Consider the following 16,240-nt stretch of genomic DNA (forward strand, 5'->3'; position numbering starts at 1 on the left):
CCTATTCCGCCGGCGCGCCCGGCGGCTGCGGTGCCGATGTCTCCTTAGGCGTCACGAACCGGCGCAGGAACCGGTTCAGCGGCCGCTGGATATCGTCCACCACCGTATAGACCACCGGCACATAGAGCAGGCACAGGATCGTCGAGCTGATCAGGCCGCCGATGACCGCGATCGCCATGGGCGAGCGGAACTCGGTATCGGCGCCGATGCCGAGTGCTATGGGCAGCATGCCGGCACCCATGGCAACGGTCGTCATGATGATGGGCCGCGCCCGCTTGCGCGCGGCATCCAGGATCGCGGTCGCGCGATCCAGGCCATGCTCGGTCCGCGCCATGATCGCGTATTCCACCAGCAGGATCGAGTTCTTGGCGGCGATGCCCATCAGCATGACGATGCCGATCAGCGCCGGAAGTGACAGCGCCTTGCCCGACAGCAGCAGCAGTCCCAGCGCGCCCCCCAGCGACAGCGGCAGGGCCGTCATGATCGTCAAGGGCTGCAGGAACCCACGGAACAGCAGGACCAGCGTCGTGTAGACGAGCAGCACGCCCGCGGCGAGGGCGATGGCGAACCCCCGGAAGAGGTTGGCCATCCGCTCGTTGGTGCCATAGGCGACTTCCTGCACGCCGGCCGGCAGGTTGCGCATGGTGGGCAGCGCGTGGATGCGCTCCGTCACCTCGCCCAGGGGCTGGCCGCCCAGCTCCGCCTCGATCGTGGCGCTGCGCCGGCGGTCCAGGCGGTCGATCTGGGCCGGGCCGCTGCCGAAGCCAAAGCTGGCGACGGCGCTGAGCGGCACGGCCTGGCCGTTGCCGGCGCGCACCTTCAGGTTGGCGATCGTGTCCAGGTCGGCCCGGGCCTGCTCCTCCAGCATCACGCGGATCGGGATCTGGCGATCGGGCAGGTTGAACTTGGCCAGGGCCTGGTCGACATCGCCCTGGGTCGCGATCCGCGCCGCCTGCGAGATCGTGTTGGCCGAGACGCCGAGCGCCGCTGCCTTGTCCGCCAGCGGCGTGATCAGCAGTTCGGGCCGCGACAGGGCGGCAGTCGAGGCCACATTCGCCAGGCCGGGAATGCCCTTCATCTCCTGAACGACCTGGGTCACGGCGCGGTTCAGCGCCGCCGCATCGTCGGACGCCAGGATGACGCTGGCCCGCGCGCCGGAAGAGCCATCGGCACCGAAGCGCATCCGCACACCCGGCAGGGCCTGAAGCTCCTGCCCGGCCTCGCGCTCGAACTGCTGCTGGGTCAGGTCCCGCTCGCCCGGCGGCTTCAGGTTGACGACAAGCGTCGCCTTGCGCACCTCCCCGGCCGAGGCACCGCCGCCGGCCGGGCCGCCCTGGGCACTCGGCGTCCCGATCGAGGCATAGACGCCGCGCACCTCGGGCCGGGCCAGCAGGATGGCCGTGATCTGCTGCACCGTGCGGTCGGTCTCGTCCAGCGTGGCACCGGGCGGCAGTTCGACCGACATGACCGAACGGCCCCGGTCGGACGCCGGCACGAAGTCCGACGGCAGCAGGCCCGCCAGCATGACCGAGCCGACAAAGAAGCCGATGCCCGCCGCGATGGTCAGCCAGCGATGGCGCATGGTCCAGCCGAGCGAGCGCATGTAGGCGCCCATCCAGAACGGCTCTTTCTCGTGATCGTGGCGGGGCGGCTTCAGCAGATAGGCGCCCATCAGCGGCGTCAGCATCCGGGCGACGACCAGCGAGAAGAACACGGCGAAGCACGCGCTGATCGCGAAGGCGCGGAAGAACTGCCCCTCTACCCCGCTCATGAAGCCGACGGGCAGGAACACGGCGATGATCGTGGCCGTCGTCGCGATGACGGCCAGGCCGATCTCGTTCGCCGCCTCGATCGCGGCCTCGTAGACCGTCTTGCCGCCCTCGCGCATGTGGCGGACCGTGTTTTCGACCTCCACGATCGCATCGTCGACCAGGATGCCCACGATCAGCGACAGCGCGAGCAACGTGACGATATTCAGCGAATAGTCGAACGCCCCCATCACCGCGAAGGTGGGGATCAGCGACAGCGGCATGGCGACCGCGGAAATCAGCGTCGCGCGGACGTCGCGCAGGAACCACCAGACCACGGCGACCGCCAGCAACGCGCCCAGGGCCAGCGCCTCGATCGCCGCGAAATAGCTTTCGCGCACGAACAGGTCGCCCGAGGTGATCTCGCGGATCTCCACATTGCCATGCTGCGCCCGCAAGGCATCGACCGCCTTGCGGATCTCGTCCGAGATGCCGACTTCGTTCGAGCCCTGGGCGCGGTAGACGCCGAAGGAGACGACTTCGTTGTTGTCGAAGCGCGCCCGCTGGCGCTGCTCCGCCCAGGAATCCTCGACCTTGCCCAGGTCGGAGAGCCGCGCGCTGCGCCCGTCGGGCAGGTTGATCCGGGTCGCGGCCAGGTCGGCGACGCTGGCAGCGCTGCCCAGCGTACGGATCGACTGCTCGGTGTCGCCCACGGTTGCCCGACCACCGGGCATGTTGATGTTGGTGGCGCGCAGCTGGTTCGAGACATCGCCCGCCGTGATCCCCAGCGCCATCAGGCGCGCGGGATCCAGGCGAACCCGGATCTCACGCGAAACACCACCGCCGCGCTCCACCTTGGCGACGCCGGGAATGGCCAGCATCGCTTTGGCCACCGTGTCATCGACGAACCAGGACAGATCCTCGGGCGCCATGTCCGGCGCGCGCACCGCGTAACTGATCAGCGGCAGCATGCCGGAGACGTCGACCCGGTTCACGATCGGTTCGCGCACGTCGGCGGGCAGGTCGCTGCGGATGCGCGAGACGGCATTGCGCACGTCGTTGGTCGCGCGATCGACGTCGATGCCGATCTCGAACTCGATCGCCGTGGTCGACACGCCGTCGTTCACGGTCGATTTCACATGGTCGACATTGCCAAGGCCGGCGACCGTATCCTCGACCAGGCGGGTGACCTGGGATTCCAGCTCGGTCGGGGCGGCCCCGGGCTGGGCGATCGTCACGGTGACGACCGGCACCTCGATATCGGGCGTGTTGTTGATGCGCAGGCCCATGAAGCCGACCAGGCCGGCGACCGTCAGGACCAGGAACACCACCAGGGTCGGGATCGGGTTGCGGATCGACCAGGAGGCGAGTGTATTGGCCTGGGCGAAGCTGCTGGGGCCGCGGGCCGGCCCGCCGTCGCCGCTCATGGCGTTGCGGCCGGCGGCTGCGCCGCGGGGGCCGCCGCCATGGGCACGCCGTCCGGCGCCACGGTGATCCGCTCACCATCGGAGAGGAAGCCGGCGCCGGTGGCAATGACACGCGCGCCCTGGGCGACGCCGCTGCGGATCTCCACCATGCCGCCCTGACGGACGCCCGTCTCGACATCGACGAAGCGGGCGCGACCGTCCTCCACGATGTAGACACCAGGCCGGCCATCGCGCCAGATCAGCGCCGCCTCCGGCACGGCCGCGACAAGGCCGTCGGCCAGGCGGATCTCGGCGGTCGCGAACATGCCGATCTTCAACGGCTGGCCCGCCGGCAGGCGGACATGGACGATACCCAGGCGGGTCTTGGCATCGACCGTCGGCTCCACGCTGCGCACGGTCGCCGCGACCTCGACACCCGACCCGTGGCGGACGACGACGGGCTGGCCCGCCTGTACCCGGGCGAGGTCGTTCTCCGGCACCTCCACATCCAGTTCCAGGACACCGTCCCGGACGATGCGGAACAGCTCCTCCCCCGGCTGGACCACGCGGCCCAGCACCGCCATGCGGCGCGAGACATAGCCGTCGGTCGGCGCGCGGATCACGGTCTGATTCAGGCGCGCTTCCATCTCCCGGCGCGCTGCCTCGGCCAAGGCGACGCGGGCCTGCGCGGTCTGGGCATTGGTCTGGCGCTGCTCCAGGCTCTGGGCACTGACCACCTCGCGCCGACGCAGTTCCTGGCCACGCGACAGATTGGACTGCGCCTCGGCCAGCATGGCCTTGGCCTCGTTGATCTGGGCGGCCTGCTGCGCCGTCTGGGCCCGCAGCACGCGATCGTTCAGGCGGGCCAGGACGTCGCCGGCCTTGACCGCCTGGCCTTCCTCGACCGGGACTTCGACCAGGGTCAGGCCGCCGATCTCGGACGCGATGGGCAACTCCTCCCAGGCGACCACAGACCCCGTCCCGGCAATCGAGCTGCGCATGGGCAGGGACTTGACCTCGGCCAGGGCGATTGTGGTCGCGGCGGCGGTCACTGGCGCGCGCGCAGCCGTCGCGTCGGCGGCAGGCGGCGCCACCGGCGGCGGTTCGCCGTCGCAGGCGGCAAGCACCAGGCCCGCAAGCACCAGGCCGAGCACACCCAGGCGCCGGCCCCGCGCCGCTGCGGGCAAAGGCCGCGCCAGGGTTGAACCGGATGGGGCCAGGCTGTACGTCTTGGTCACCGCATCAGCCTTTTTACTGACGGAAACGTCAGCATATGTGTTGCACTGCGTCAGGGGTGTCAATGGACCAGGCTGTGACAAAAACTCAGTCGCGCGGGCCCGCCGGTCAGGCGGGCACGGTCGTGCGCCAGCGGCGCAAGGCCCAGCGGCCGGCCGAAATCGTCGACGCCGCACTCGACGAATTCATCGAGCGCGGCTATGGCAGCGCCTCGCTCGAGAGCATTGCCCGCCGTGCCGGCATCACCAAGGGCACGATCTACCTCTATTTCGCCAACAAGCAGGCCGTCTTCAACGCGGTCGTCAGCCATCATGTGCAGCCCCTGTTCCAGGAGGCGGAGCAGGCGATCGCCGGCTTCCAGGGCTCGACCGTCGACCTGCTGCGCGAACACCTGCGCCAGACCTATATCCGCCTTGTTACGCAGGAGCGCGAGCGGGAGATGTTGCGCCTGTTGATTTCGGAAGGCGCGCGCTTTCCAGAACTGACCGAGATCTATCACCGCGAAGTGGTCAGCCGCTCCGCCAACATCGCCCGCCTGATCGTCTGGCGGGGCATGGCGCGGGGTGAGTTCCGCCAGACGGCGCTGGACCGCTTTCCCCAGATCATCAACGGGCCGGCCCTGGCCGCATTGATGTGGCTCATGCTGTTCGGCGGCAGCCAGGACCTCGACATCGAGGCCTATGCCCAGACCCACGCAGACCTGCTGCTCTATGGCCTGCTGCCCCGGCCTGGGGAGACAGCCGACACCAGGGGCTGAGGCCTCAGCCCTTGGCGGACTCGAGTTCGTGCAGAAGGGCTTCCATCGTGGTCAGCAGCAGCCCGGCCTTGGTCAAATTATAGGGCGTCAGGTTGACCAGGCGGATCAGCCGCCGCTCGACACTGCCCCGGCTGAGGTCGATGTCGATGTCCAGCACGTTGACGCAGCCGCTGTCCTGCTCGAAGGCGCCGAACGCCTGGCGATTGCCGCCTGTGGCCCAGCCCAGCACCATGCGGTTGACGCCGCCATGGGCGACCAGAAGCAGCGTGCTCCAGCCCGGCGTCAGCAGCAGGCGGTTGAAGGCCGGCACCACGCGCGCCTCGAAATCGACGAAGCGCTCGCCGCCCAGGAAGCGCGCCTCGTCGTCATGGGCGCGCAGCAGGCCGTGGCGGAACTCCTCGGCAAACTGCTCCTGCGCGATGGCGCCGAAGGAACCTGCCTTCAGTTCCTCAAGCTCCGGCTCGACCTCCAGGGCCAGGCTGCGCCCACCCAGGACGATGCCGGCGGTCTCCCGCGTCCGGGGCAGGCCGGAGCACCAAGCGCGGTCAAAGGTCACGTCGCGCAGCAGGTCGTGGGCCGCGGCAGCCTGATCGCGCCCCCTGGCGGTCAGCGGGACGGCACGGGAGTCGAGCGCGCGGCGGCCGCTTTCGTCGACATAGGCCGCTTCCGCATGGCGCATCAGGTAGATGCGGCGGCGGACGACGGTGCCGTCAATGGCGTGTCCATCATGGCTCATGGCAGGGCCCGCGGCGGCGGCGGGGCCGCACTGATATCGTTTGCGGCGGCGGCAGCGGCCGCAGCCTCGGCCTTCTGCTGGGCCTGATGCTTCTTGTGCGCGTGGAACATGAAGCTGAGGAACAGGATCAGGCCAAAGCCCATGCCGATGAGCACGGCGTTGTTGACATCGCCCAGCAGGCGCTCCAATGCCGCCCCGATCAGGTAGCCGCCGCCGGCAAACGTGGTCGCCCACACCCATGCCGAAATGAAGTTCAGGATGACGAACTTGCGCCAGGTGACTTCGCTCATGCCCATGGCGATCGAGGCGAAGTTGCGCACGCCATACATGTAGCGATAGCCCAGGATGAACCAGGTGCTGTAGCGATGCAGCAGGCTGAGCGCCTGGTTCACGCCTGGCTTGATCCTGGGAAACCGGTTAAGCAGGCGGTGCCCGTAGCGCCGTCCGATGAAGAAATAGAGCTGGTCGCCACAGAACGAGCCCATCGCCGCAATGGCGATCAGCAAGTCCAGCCGGATCAACTCCTGCTTCGCGGCCAGTCCAGCGATGATGACGAAGGTTTCGCCTTCCAGGAACGTCCAGACGAAGACGATCACATAGAAGACGGTGCCATATTCCCGGATGAGTTCTATGACGTCCATGGGGCCTTGGATGAGTTAAGCAATCCGGATGGCCCGCAAGAACACCCGCCGCACCAGCCCTGACGGCGCAAGCACCGATGGCACAGGCAGCGACGGCCCCGAGCTAGCAAAGCCTGCGGGAGCAGTGTTAACAAGCCCCTCAAGCCCACGCAACATGACACAACGGCACAGCCATGAACCGCGTCCTGCAGCACACCGACGCCCGCTACCCGATCGTCCAGGCGCCCATGGGCTACATCGCCCGCGCCCAGCTGGCCAGTGCGGTGTCCCGTGCCGGCGGCTTGGGCATCATCGAGACGAGTTCGGGCGACGTGGCCGCGATCAAGGCGGAACTGGTCCGCATGCGGGAGCTGACCGATGCGCCGTTCGGCATGAACCTGCCGCTGCTGTTCCTGCGCGACATCGCCATGGTGGATGCCGTGATCGACAGCGGCGTGCGGTTCGTGACCACGTCGGCCGGAAGCCCCGCCAAGTTCATTGGTCCGCTGAAGCAGGCGGGCATCGTCGTCTATCACGCGGTCCCCACGGTCAAGGCAGCGCTGAAGGCCGCCGAATCCGGGGTGGACGGCCTGGTGGTGGAGGGTGCCGAGGGCGGCGGCTTCAAGAACCCTGAGGAGGTCTCGACCCTGGTCCTGCTCCAGGCGATCCGCGACCAGGTCGACATCCCGATGATCGCCGCGGGCGGCATCGCCGACGGACGCGGCATGGCCGCCGCCTTTGCCCTGGGGGCGGAGGGGGTTCAGTTGGGGACGCGCTTCGTCTCGGCCGCCGAAAGCCCGGTGCACCAGAACTACAAGCAGGCGATCCTGGATGCCGGCGACACCGACACCGTGGTGCTCAACAAGAAGGCCTCGCCCTGCGTGCGCGCGCTCAAGACGCAGAACAGCCGGGCCATTGCCGAGGCTGGCCTGATGCCGCCAGACACGCTGGCCAGGGTGAAGGAGCTGTACTTCGGTGGCGACATGGAGGCCAGCATCGGTCTGGCCGGGCAGTCGGCGGCCCTGATCCGGGAGGTGAAGCCCGCGGCACAGATCATCCAGGAGATGGTCGATGGCTTCTTTGCCATTACCAGCAGGCTGGGCGGCCTGGCCCACGCCCGGCAGTTCTAGGTGCGCCGATCCGGTCATCCGGGCAGGGTACGCGGGGCTGCTGCAACTGGCGCCCGCGTGCTAGGATACAGGCAGGGACAGAACGACACGCCACAGCGGCAGCGGACGGCAGAAGCCTCGATTCCGACATGAACGCCAGACTGGTCACGCGGGCGCGCCGCCGCCCGGCATGCGGGGCTGTCCGCGCGATGACGCTGGCCGCGCTGGTCAGCCTCTGCGCGGCGGCCCCGGTTGGCGCCCAGGCGCCGGTGCAACCCTCGGCGACCACCGACGCAGCGCCCCTGGCCCAGGATCCAGGGACCCTGCGCTTTGGCCGGATCGCCGCGCCGGATGCGGGCGGTCCGGCCTGGCGGCCCTTGCTCGATGGCCTGGCGACGCGCGGCGCACCAGCGTTGGAGGAGGCCACCTTCGCCAGCGCCGATGCGGTGCTGGAGGCGATCCGCTTCGACCGCGTCGACGTGGCGGTCCTGCCCGCCGCCGTGGCGAGCGATGCGGTGGCACGCGCCGGTGCTGCGGTCTTTGCCGCGACGACCCCGCTGTCACGGGCGGAGGATACGCGCAGCCTCCTGGTCACGGGCAAGGACGGGCCGGCGACGCTGGCGGATGCCCTGCGCTGCGACAAGTCCCTGCGCATCGCCATGGGCACGGGCGACAACCCGCTGATGACGACAGTCCCCGGCTACTTCCTGTTCGCCCGCAACCAGGTGGCCCCACGGACCTGCTTCCGCTCGGCGGAAGGCAATCGCGCCTCCCGCAACCTGGACGACCTGGCGGCGGACAAGGTCGACCTGGCGCTGGCGACCGACGGCACCCTGCGCAGCTTCGTGGCCGCCAATCCGGTCGACGGGACCGCCCTGCGGGTGCTGTGGCAGGGCCCGGCCCTGCCCCCCGATGTCCTGGTCTGGCGCACCGACCTGGATCCCGCCCGGCGCAACGCCCTGTTCCACGCGGTCTTCACCTTCGGCCGTGCCGGCCAGCCGGAGCAGGTGAGCGATGCCCGCACGGTGCTGACGGCCATTGGCACAGGCCAGTTCGCGCTGGCCACGGACACGATCCTGCTGCCCTTGCAGCAGATCGAGCTGTTCAGGCGGCAGCGCCAGGTCGCCGACGACGACACGCTGAGCGACGGCGAGCGGCAGCGTCGGACGACCGAACTGGCGGAGCGCCTGCTGCAGCTCCAGGCGCTCGAACCGGAAGAGGCGACCGGCACCTCCCACTGACCGCGCCGCAGGCACAGGCCCGATCCGCGTCAGAGGATAGGTGTCAGGGCAGCCGTTCCAGCAGCGCCGTGCTGGGCACGCCGTCGGGCTCCAGCCCGTTGTCGGCCTGGAAGTCGCGAATGGCTGCGCGCGTCCGCTCGCCCACAACGCCGTCCGGCCGCCCGACAGGGTAGCCGGCCGCATTGAGACGCTCCTGGATGATGACGATCTCGGGTCCCGACAAGGGGCGCAGGCCCCCGTTCGCATAGGGGTCGGCATAGGGCTGGAGATCGGCCGGAACGCCATGGGCATCGACCGCCGGGCCGCACTGCCCACCCAGCAGGGAGCAGTCCCAGGCAAACCCCTCCGGCCCGCGGAACATCGCGCCGCCGCGCCAGCGGCAGGTGCAGACCTGCCCCATCTGGCACATCTGCGCGCCCTGGTTGGCCGCGCTGCAGGCCGGCACCTCGCCCTGCGCAAGGGCCGGCACAGGCGGCGCCGCCAGCATCAGGAAGACCAGGAGCCGCTTGGCCGGGAGAGTGCGCATCCCGCCATGCTCCGCCCCACCCCTTTCCGGATGGTTAAGCCCTGACCAGGATGGTCTGTCTCAGAAGGTCTGTGCGGTGCGCGTCAGCTCGCGGCGCCGGCGCTCGTACTCCTCCAGCGTCACAAGCCCCTGCTCCAGGAAGTCCTCCAGCACCCGCAGGCGGCGCTCCGCATCGGCGTCCAGCGGCGGGGGGCGGACTGCGTCCGGCTCCGCTGCGTCGACATCGGTCGCCTGATCGTCACCGCGGGCGTCATCGGCTTGTGGGCCGTCATGGCCTGCCGCTGGGGCAAGCTCGTCCTCCACCTCGAACTGGACAAGGGAAGCGTCGGAGAAGACCTGGCCATCCTCGCTGACCTCGGTTGGCGCAGGCGCATCGAGCTCGACGGCGCTGCCGCCGCCGCCCTGCGAATTGTGGCCCAGGCCGGCGGGAACGTCGCCGCGCAGCAAGGCCTCCAGCGTCACGATGGGGTCGCCGGCCTGGGCGTCGTCCTCGATCAGGTCGACCAGTTCGCCAAGGGATGCCTCCAGCCGGGCGATCGTCTCGTGCAGGGCGGCCGCCTCAGCGCGCGCGGCGTCCCGCTCGGCGACAGCCCTTGCCAGGTCGGCCCGCGCCGCGTCGCGCTCGTCCGCCGCCTGGGCCAGGGCGGCCTGCACCTCGTCCCGCTCGAAGCTCAGGCTGGCGACACTGGCCTCCAGCGCGCGGCGGGCCTCCCCCTCGCGCGCCATGCGGCTCTCGACCTGCCGCAGCAGGTCGAGCAGCCGGCGCTGGCGCTCCCGCCGCGCTTCGGCCGCCTGACGGGCCCGATCGAGAATTTCGCTCATCCTGCGCTCCCACGAACTTTCGCCTGCACGATACGGCCTCGATATGACAGAAGGAACGCGCCACAAACGCGGTACAGTTCAGCGCACGGGAAGGCCGCGCCGCGGACACGGCGAAGCGGGGGAAATACGTGAGCGCCAATCCAGCCTTGCTCGCCAGGGTGCCGCTGTTCGAGCGCCTGGACGAAGCTGAGCGCACGGAGCTTGCCAGCCTGGCGGAAGAGTTGAACATGCCCGCCGGAACGCTGGTGTTCCGCTTCGGCGAGCCGGGCGGCCGCATGTTCGTGGTGACGCACGGCGCGGTCGAACTGTCGGTGCGCGACCACCTGGGCCAGCGGATCCTGCTGGAAACCGCGCGCGAGGGGCAGGTCTTTGGCGAGTTGAGCCTGTTCGACGCAGGCCCCCGCACGGCCGATGCCCTGGTGGTGGAGGATGCCACCCTGTGCGCGCTGGACCGCGAACACCTGATCGCCTTCCTGAAGGCCAAGCCGGAGGCCGGCATCGACCTGCTGGCGACGCTGAGCAACCGGATTCGCGAGACCAACCTGCGCCTGCGCCGCACCGCGTCGCGCAACGCCAACGAGACGCTGGAGCAGCGCTCCTCGCCCATCGACCGCCTGATCGACGGGATCGCACAGTTCTCCGGCAGCATCCAGTTCCTGCTGCTGCACGTCGTCGTCTTCGCCCTGTGGATCATCTGGAACGAAGGCGTGGGCGCGCGCGCCTTCGACCCCTTCCCGTTCGGCTTCCTGACCATGGCGGTGAGCCTTGAGGCGATCATCCTCTCGGTCATCGTCCTGCTGAGCCAGAACCGCTCCGCCCAGCGTGACAAGGTCCGCACCGACATCGAGTACGAGATCAACGTCAAGGCCGAGCAGGAGATTGCCCACCTGCACGAGAAGGTCGACAACATGCAGGCGCTGCTGATGCAGCGCCTGACCGCGCCCGCCCTCTCGGAGTCCTCTTCCAGCACCACCCCTTCCGGTGGCCCGACCGTTGTCGGCCTGTCCAACCACCTGGATCCGCTGACCGGACTGGCCAATCGCGCGCTGCTGCACGACCGCATGCACCAGGCCATCCGCCAGGCCCGCCGCACCAACGAACGGCTGGCGCTGCATGTGATCGAGATGGTGGGCTATGCCGCGACGGTCGAGAGCTTCGGCCGCGGCGTCGCCGACCAGGTGATCTTCCAGGCGGCCGAGCGCCTGCGCCGCTTCAGCCGCGAGACGGCCACGCTGGCCCGCGTGGGATCCGAGACCTTTGCCCTGCTGCAGAGCCGTGATCCCGATGGCGACGCCGCCGCCCTTCTGGCCGGGCGCCTGCTGACCGCCCTGGCCGAGCCCTATACGATCGGCGGCGCGCAGGTGCACACCAATGCCCGGGCGGGGGCCAGCCTCTATCCCTCCGACTCGGATGCGCCGGACGCCCTGCTGCGCAATGCCGAGCTGGCGCTGGCACGCGCGCGGGAGGCGGGCGTGGCCTTCCAGCTGTTCGAGCCCGGCATGAATGAACAGGTGCAGATCCGCATCGAGATCGAGCGGGAACTGCGCCAGGCCCTGGCCGAGACGGGATTGAAGATCGCCTACCAGCCGAAATGGGACCTGAAGACTCGCCGGGTGTCCGGGGTGGAGGCGCTGCTGCGCTGGACGCATCCCGACCGTGGCGCCATCTCGCCCGCGACCTTCGTGCCGATCGCGGAGCGCACTGGCCTGATCGTGCCGCTGGGCCTGTGGGCGCTGGAGCGCGCCTGCACGGAAATCCGCAGCGTCGTCCATGCCGGCTTTGGTCCGCTGAAGCTGGCGGTGAACCTGTCGCCGCAGCAGTTCCGCGATCCCGACCTTGAGGACAGCCTGAAGCGCGCACTGGATTCGAGCGGGTTCGAGCCCCGCAACCTGGAGCTTGAGCTGACCGAAAGCTCGGTCATGCAGGACGTCGATCGTGCGGTGGAGATCCTTCAGCGCCTGGCCCGCATGGGCCTCAGCTTCTCGATCGACGATTTCGGGACCGGCTTTTCAAGCCTGGCCCACCTGCAGCGCTTTCCCGTTCAGCGCATCAAGATCGACAAGGCCTTTGTCGACCGGATCGGTCCTGCGGGCGATGGCGGCACCATCGCCCGCAGCGTGATCTCGCTCGGTCACGGCCTCAACATGGCCGTGACCGCGGAGGGGGTCGAGACACAGGAGCAGTGGAACTTCCTCGCCGCGCATGAATGCGACGAGATCCAGGGCTTCCTGTTCAGCCGGCCGCTGCCAGTCGACGAACTGACCCGCTTTCTGCGGACTCAGCGAGAGCAACAGCCGCCCGTGCCTTGATCGCGGGCCATGCCGCCTCGATCTCGGCAAAGCTCGCCTTGCCGAACAGGTCCATCAGCATGCCGGCCAGCAGCAGGCCCAGCGGCTTTTCCTCCTGCACCCAGGCGTCGAACTCCCAGGCCACGCCCGCATCCTCAAGCCGGCCGGTCGCCACGAAGACCTGGGCGCGCACGCGGCCCTGGGGACCCTCGACGTCGAACGGCCGGGTCTCGTAGTCGCCGCTCTCATAGAAGCGCAGGCGGGCAATGTCGGCCTGGGCCAGGCCGTGCACCAGCATGCCTTCCACGCGACCGCCGGGATGGCCCTGGATGATCGGGAACGCCTCGTCCAGCGCGCGGCGGCGGCGGAAGCCGTGCAGCGTCGCCGGCACCATCTCCAGCCCCGTCACCTCGCGCGCCAGGACCACGCGCAGCAGATCCTGGTCCATCAGGCTGCCGAAGAAGAAGAACGGCTGGGCCGTCTCCCCCACCGGGGCCGGGTGGCCGGGCGTGCTGAGCAGCGGCGCATCCTCGACCTCGACCTGGATCGCGCGGCCAAAGCCGTTGAACCCGGTGCGCAGGCACGGGCCATAGGCGCCGATCTGGCCCAGTTCCAGCCAGTCGCCCTCACGCACATCCGCAGGGATCAGGTAGCGGCCGTGCAGCTTGTCGGTCGAATCGCAGGTCGGCCCGAACAGGGTGAATTCGGCCAGCGGGGCGGCGGTGCCGCCCTCCGTCCGGATCAGCCGCACGGGAAACTGCATCTGCTGGATCGCGTTGCCGTCCGCCAGGCTGCCATAGGTGCCGTCGGTCAGGTGCAGCCGGTCGCCCCGGCGCAGCATGACCTGCACGACGAGCGAGGTCGACGCGCCCACCATCACGCGGCCCGGCTCGCCCCACACTGCGGCATGGGGGAACAGGCGGCCGCGCGCCTCGGCGATCGCCTCGAAGAAGCGCTCCAGCGGGGGCGGCTCGTAGCCGGTGTAGGACACGGGGTAGCCGCCGCCGACGTCCAGCACGTCGACCACGACGCCGGCCCGCGCGGCGACATCGCCCGCGATCTCGATCGCGCGGGTCCAGGCCTGCGGGTCCAGGTTCTGCGAGCCGACATGGAAGCAGATGCCGGCGCGGTGGGCGACCGCACGCACGGCGCGCAGCAGCTCCGGCGCCTCGTCCAGCGGCACGCCGAACTTGCCGGACAGGTCGCAGATCGCATTGCCCTTGGGCAGGCCCAGGCGGACATGCAGGCCCAGGTCGGTGGCGCCATCCGTCTCGTCCAGGATCTTCTGCAGCTCGTCCATCGTGTCGAGCGAGAAGTCGCGCACGCCGTACTCGAAGTACGCACGACGGATCGCGGTGCGAGTCTTGACCGGGTTCATGAACGCCAGGAAGGCATGGGGCGCCAGGCCGCGCACCAGGGCCACTTCCTCGATCGAGGCCACGTCGAAGCCGGTGAAGCCACCCGCGACCAGGGCGGTGATGACTTCCGGAGCGGGGTTGGACTTCACGGCATAGAGCGCCTGGCCGGGGAATCCTGCGACGAATCGTCGGGCCGTCGCCTCGATCAGGCGCGGGCGGAAGCAGATCACCGGGTCTTCGGGACGCAGGCGGGCAACGATGGCATCGACCGACTCGACGGAACGGGCGGCGGAGGCGGCGAACTGGGCAACGGTCATGACTTGTCCTTTCCCCCGGATCACGGGAGCGAGGAGAGGCAAGGAGGCAATCGGGGAAACCCGATTCCGTTCAGGTCCTGATGAAAGTCAGGTCGGCGATGTCGAGAAGGGGCCGGACGGCTGCTCAGCCCCCGATGCAATGCCATCTGCGCCAGAGGCGCGCCAGCAGGTCGGGGCGGCGGGGTCGATCAGGCCGGGGGCTCAGACCCCGTTTGTACTCGAGCAGCACATATCGTTTCCCTTTGAAGTACGGCGGGGGTCAGCCCGCCCGTGAACCAAAAAAGGAACCCGTTACGTCGTTGCTCAGTGCAGAAGGCCTGTTGCACGTGCGATCCGTGTCCGAGGCGTCATGTAGGTCATCTCCCCCCCGGATGCAAGTGTCATATTTCGGCGAAGACCATACCCTAAGAGGTTGGGCGGAAAGGCATCCTTAACGTGTGTCGGGCGCGGTATCAGGGCACGCCATCGGCCAGGAAAGCCGCGATCGCACGCCACGCGGCGGGATCCTGCATCAGGAACAGGTGCCCGCCGTCGAAGAAGTCGAGCCTTGCGCCGGCAATGCGGTTGGCCAGGGCGTGCTGCACCTCGGGCGGGGCCTGCCGGTCATGGCGTCCGGCGCAGATCAGGGTCGGCGCCGCGATTCGGCCCAGCCGGTCCCATGTGTCGTGCCCGGCGCGCGCCTCCAGCTGCAGGCGCTGGCCCAGGGCGCGCCGTTCCTCGCCCGCAAAGGGATCGTCGCGAATCGCCGTCAGCAGCGCCTCGTGCGCCACGGGATGGGCGGCGGCCCAGGCCGCGTCATGCCGCGCATCCATGATCGGCACGAGCAGCCGGGCTCGCGCCGCCGCATCCATGTGCTGCACCTCGTGGAGCGGGTAGGAGGCCCCCCCTGCTCCACCGGGCGCTGTGCAGCACAGGACCAGCCGGTCGATCAGGCCTGGATGGCGGATGGCCAGTTCCTGCGCCACCATGCCCCCGAACGAGATGCCGACGAGATGGGCCCGTGGCCAGCCCACCGCCGTCAGCAGCGCGGCCGCATCGTCGGCATAGTCGGCCATCGCATAGGGACCGTCCGGCTTGTCGCTCTGCCCCAGACCGCGCTGGTCATAGGCCAGCGTGTCGAACGCGCGGGCGATCGGCGCATCCAGCACGCTGGGCTTGCGCCGCAGGTCGCCATTGGTGCCGGAAATGACGAGCAGCGGCGCGCCGACCCCCCGCCGTTCGTGCCAGAGGCGAATACCGTTCGCGGCGATGAAGCTCATGCCTCAGTCTGGACCGCGGCACCCCCGCCCGTCGAGGTCAGGAAGGCCAGGATCGCCTGCGCCACGCGCTCGGGCGCCTCCAACACCGCGACGTGGCCCAAGTCGTCCAGGAGCAGCGTCTGCGCGCCCGCGATCGCCGCCGCGATCCCCAGCGTGTGGGCGGGCGGGATCAGCCGGTCGACGGCGCCCGCAACCACCAGGGTGGGCGCGCGGACGTCCGCCAGCGTGGCCGAGACGGGCCGCAGCAGAAGCGTCCCACGCCGTGCCTGCTGCGCCGGCGTGCGCGTGGTGCCCGTCAGCAGCGCCGCCCGTTCGGGATGGCGCTCAAGATAGGCATCCGTGAAGAACATGCCCGCGAGGTCGCGTGCCGTGCCCGGCAGCCCGGCGCGCAGGGTCAGCAGGCGGGGGACGCCGCCGGCGCTGGCGGCCACAGGATCGGCGCCCAGCTGGAACGTGCTGCCCAGGACCAGCCGTTGCACCAGGCCCGGATGGCGCGCGGCGAAGGCTTGCGCGATCACGCCGCCCAGCGACTGGCCGAAGACGTCGACTGGCCCCAGGCGCAGCGCTTCGACCAGGCCTGCGCAGTCGTCCGCCAGGTCATCCAGACCATAGGGCGCCTCCGGATTGCGGGTGCCGCCCGAATCGCGCTGGTCCATGGCGATGACAGTGCGCTGCGGCGCCAGCAGGCTCGCCAGCCCCGCGAACATCGTGCGGTCCGCCTCTGCCCCGTGCAGCAGCAGCAGGGGCGGGCCGCTGCCGACGCGATCGAAGGCGATCGTGATGCCATTGGCGTCCACGGTTTCCATGGCGTGCCCCT

13 protein-coding genes are annotated in these 16,240 nt (G+C 69.5%); 4 read left to right on the top strand and 9 right to left on the bottom strand.

Going from position 1 to position 16,240, the window contains the following annotated elements; all coding sequences use genetic code 11:
* Window position 1 precedes the first annotated feature (1 nt).
* On the bottom strand, window positions 2-3,175 hold the full coding sequence (locus ACI6GS_RS20775) for an efflux RND transporter permease subunit (protein ID WP_439815380.1): 3,174 nt from the start codon (window positions 3,173-3,175) through the stop codon (window positions 2-4).
* The gene (locus tag ACI6GS_RS20780; protein WP_439815381.1) at window positions 3,172-4,392 is read right to left on the bottom strand and encodes an efflux RND transporter periplasmic adaptor subunit; all 1,221 of its coding nucleotides are present in this window, start codon (window positions 4,390-4,392) and stop codon (window positions 3,172-3,174) included. The genes ACI6GS_RS20775 and ACI6GS_RS20780 overlap by 4 nt, the downstream gene beginning before the upstream one ends.
* Window positions 4,393-4,454: 62 nt before the next feature.
* On the opposite strand from ACI6GS_RS20780, the gene ACI6GS_RS20785 reads away from it, so the two are divergent.
* Complete coding sequence (locus ACI6GS_RS20785; protein WP_439815382.1) at window positions 4,455-5,147, top strand: TetR/AcrR family transcriptional regulator; 693 nt, start codon at window positions 4,455-4,457, stop codon at window positions 5,145-5,147.
* Window positions 5,148-5,151: 4 nt separating this feature from the next.
* On the opposite strand, the gene ACI6GS_RS20790 is transcribed toward ACI6GS_RS20785, so the two are convergent.
* The gene (locus ACI6GS_RS20790) at window positions 5,152-5,883 is read right to left on the bottom strand and encodes a histidine phosphatase family protein (RefSeq protein WP_439815383.1); all 732 of its coding nucleotides are present in this window, start codon (window positions 5,881-5,883) and stop codon (window positions 5,152-5,154) included.
* The gene (locus ACI6GS_RS20795) at window positions 5,880-6,524 is read right to left on the bottom strand and encodes a DedA family protein (protein WP_439815384.1); all 645 of its coding nucleotides are present in this window, start codon (window positions 6,522-6,524) and stop codon (window positions 5,880-5,882) included. The genes ACI6GS_RS20790 and ACI6GS_RS20795 overlap by 4 nt, the downstream gene beginning before the upstream one ends.
* A gap of 173 nt (window positions 6,525-6,697) precedes the next feature.
* On the opposite strand from ACI6GS_RS20795, the gene ACI6GS_RS20800 reads away from it, so the two are divergent.
* The gene (locus ACI6GS_RS20800) at window positions 6,698-7,633 is read left to right on the top strand and encodes an NAD(P)H-dependent flavin oxidoreductase (protein ID WP_439815385.1); all 936 of its coding nucleotides are present in this window, start codon (window positions 6,698-6,700) and stop codon (window positions 7,631-7,633) included.
* Between the two features lie 128 nt (window positions 7,634-7,761).
* Window positions 7,762-8,853: a PhnD/SsuA/transferrin family substrate-binding protein gene (locus ACI6GS_RS20805; protein ID WP_439815386.1), complete on the top strand. Its 1,092-nt coding sequence runs from the start codon at window positions 7,762-7,764 to the stop codon at window positions 8,851-8,853.
* Between the two features lie 43 nt (window positions 8,854-8,896).
* On the opposite strand, the gene ACI6GS_RS20810 is transcribed toward ACI6GS_RS20805, so the two are convergent.
* Together ACI6GS_RS20810 and ACI6GS_RS20815 are read right to left on the bottom strand one after the other, a co-directional pair.
* Complete coding sequence (locus tag ACI6GS_RS20810; RefSeq protein WP_439815387.1) at window positions 8,897-9,379, bottom strand: peptidoglycan-binding domain-containing protein; 483 nt, start codon at window positions 9,377-9,379, stop codon at window positions 8,897-8,899.
* 60 nt (window positions 9,380-9,439) lie between these two features.
* Window positions 9,440-10,201 carry a hypothetical protein gene (locus tag ACI6GS_RS20815; RefSeq protein WP_439815388.1) on the bottom strand — a complete coding sequence of 254 codons (762 nt, stop codon included), beginning with the start codon at window positions 10,199-10,201 and terminating at the stop codon, window positions 9,440-9,442.
* Between the two features lie 128 nt (window positions 10,202-10,329).
* Here ACI6GS_RS20815 and ACI6GS_RS20820 point away from each other — a divergent pair, with 128 nt between their 5' ends.
* Window positions 10,330-12,510 carry a putative bifunctional diguanylate cyclase/phosphodiesterase gene (locus tag ACI6GS_RS20820; RefSeq protein ID WP_439815389.1) on the top strand — a complete coding sequence of 727 codons (2,181 nt, stop codon included), beginning with the start codon at window positions 10,330-10,332 and terminating at the stop codon, window positions 12,508-12,510.
* Here the strand turns inward: ACI6GS_RS20820 and ACI6GS_RS20825 are convergent.
* The 3 genes from ACI6GS_RS20825 to ACI6GS_RS20835 all read right to left on the bottom strand — a co-directional run bounded on the left by ACI6GS_RS20825 (window position 12,434) and on the right by ACI6GS_RS20835 (window position 16,229).
* Complete coding sequence (locus ACI6GS_RS20825; RefSeq protein ID WP_439815390.1) at window positions 12,434-14,164, bottom strand: gamma-glutamylcyclotransferase; 1,731 nt, start codon at window positions 14,162-14,164, stop codon at window positions 12,434-12,436. The two genes, ACI6GS_RS20820 and ACI6GS_RS20825, sit on opposite strands and share 77 nt — an antisense overlap.
* A 452-nt stretch (window positions 14,165-14,616) precedes the next feature.
* A complete protein-coding gene (locus ACI6GS_RS20830; protein WP_439815391.1) occupies window positions 14,617-15,423 on the bottom strand; it encodes an alpha/beta fold hydrolase in 807 nt (268 codons plus the stop codon).
* Window positions 15,420-16,229 carry an alpha/beta fold hydrolase gene (locus ACI6GS_RS20835; RefSeq protein WP_439815392.1) on the bottom strand — a complete coding sequence of 270 codons (810 nt, stop codon included), beginning with the start codon at window positions 16,227-16,229 and terminating at the stop codon, window positions 15,420-15,422. Before ACI6GS_RS20835 ends, ACI6GS_RS20830 begins: the two co-directional genes overlap by 4 nt.
* Window positions 16,230-16,240 lie beyond the last annotated feature (11 nt).

Origin of the sequence: Zavarzinia sp. CC-PAN008 (assembly GCF_051903925.1) — a bacterium.
Lineage (GTDB): Bacteria > Pseudomonadota > Alphaproteobacteria > Zavarziniales > Zavarziniaceae.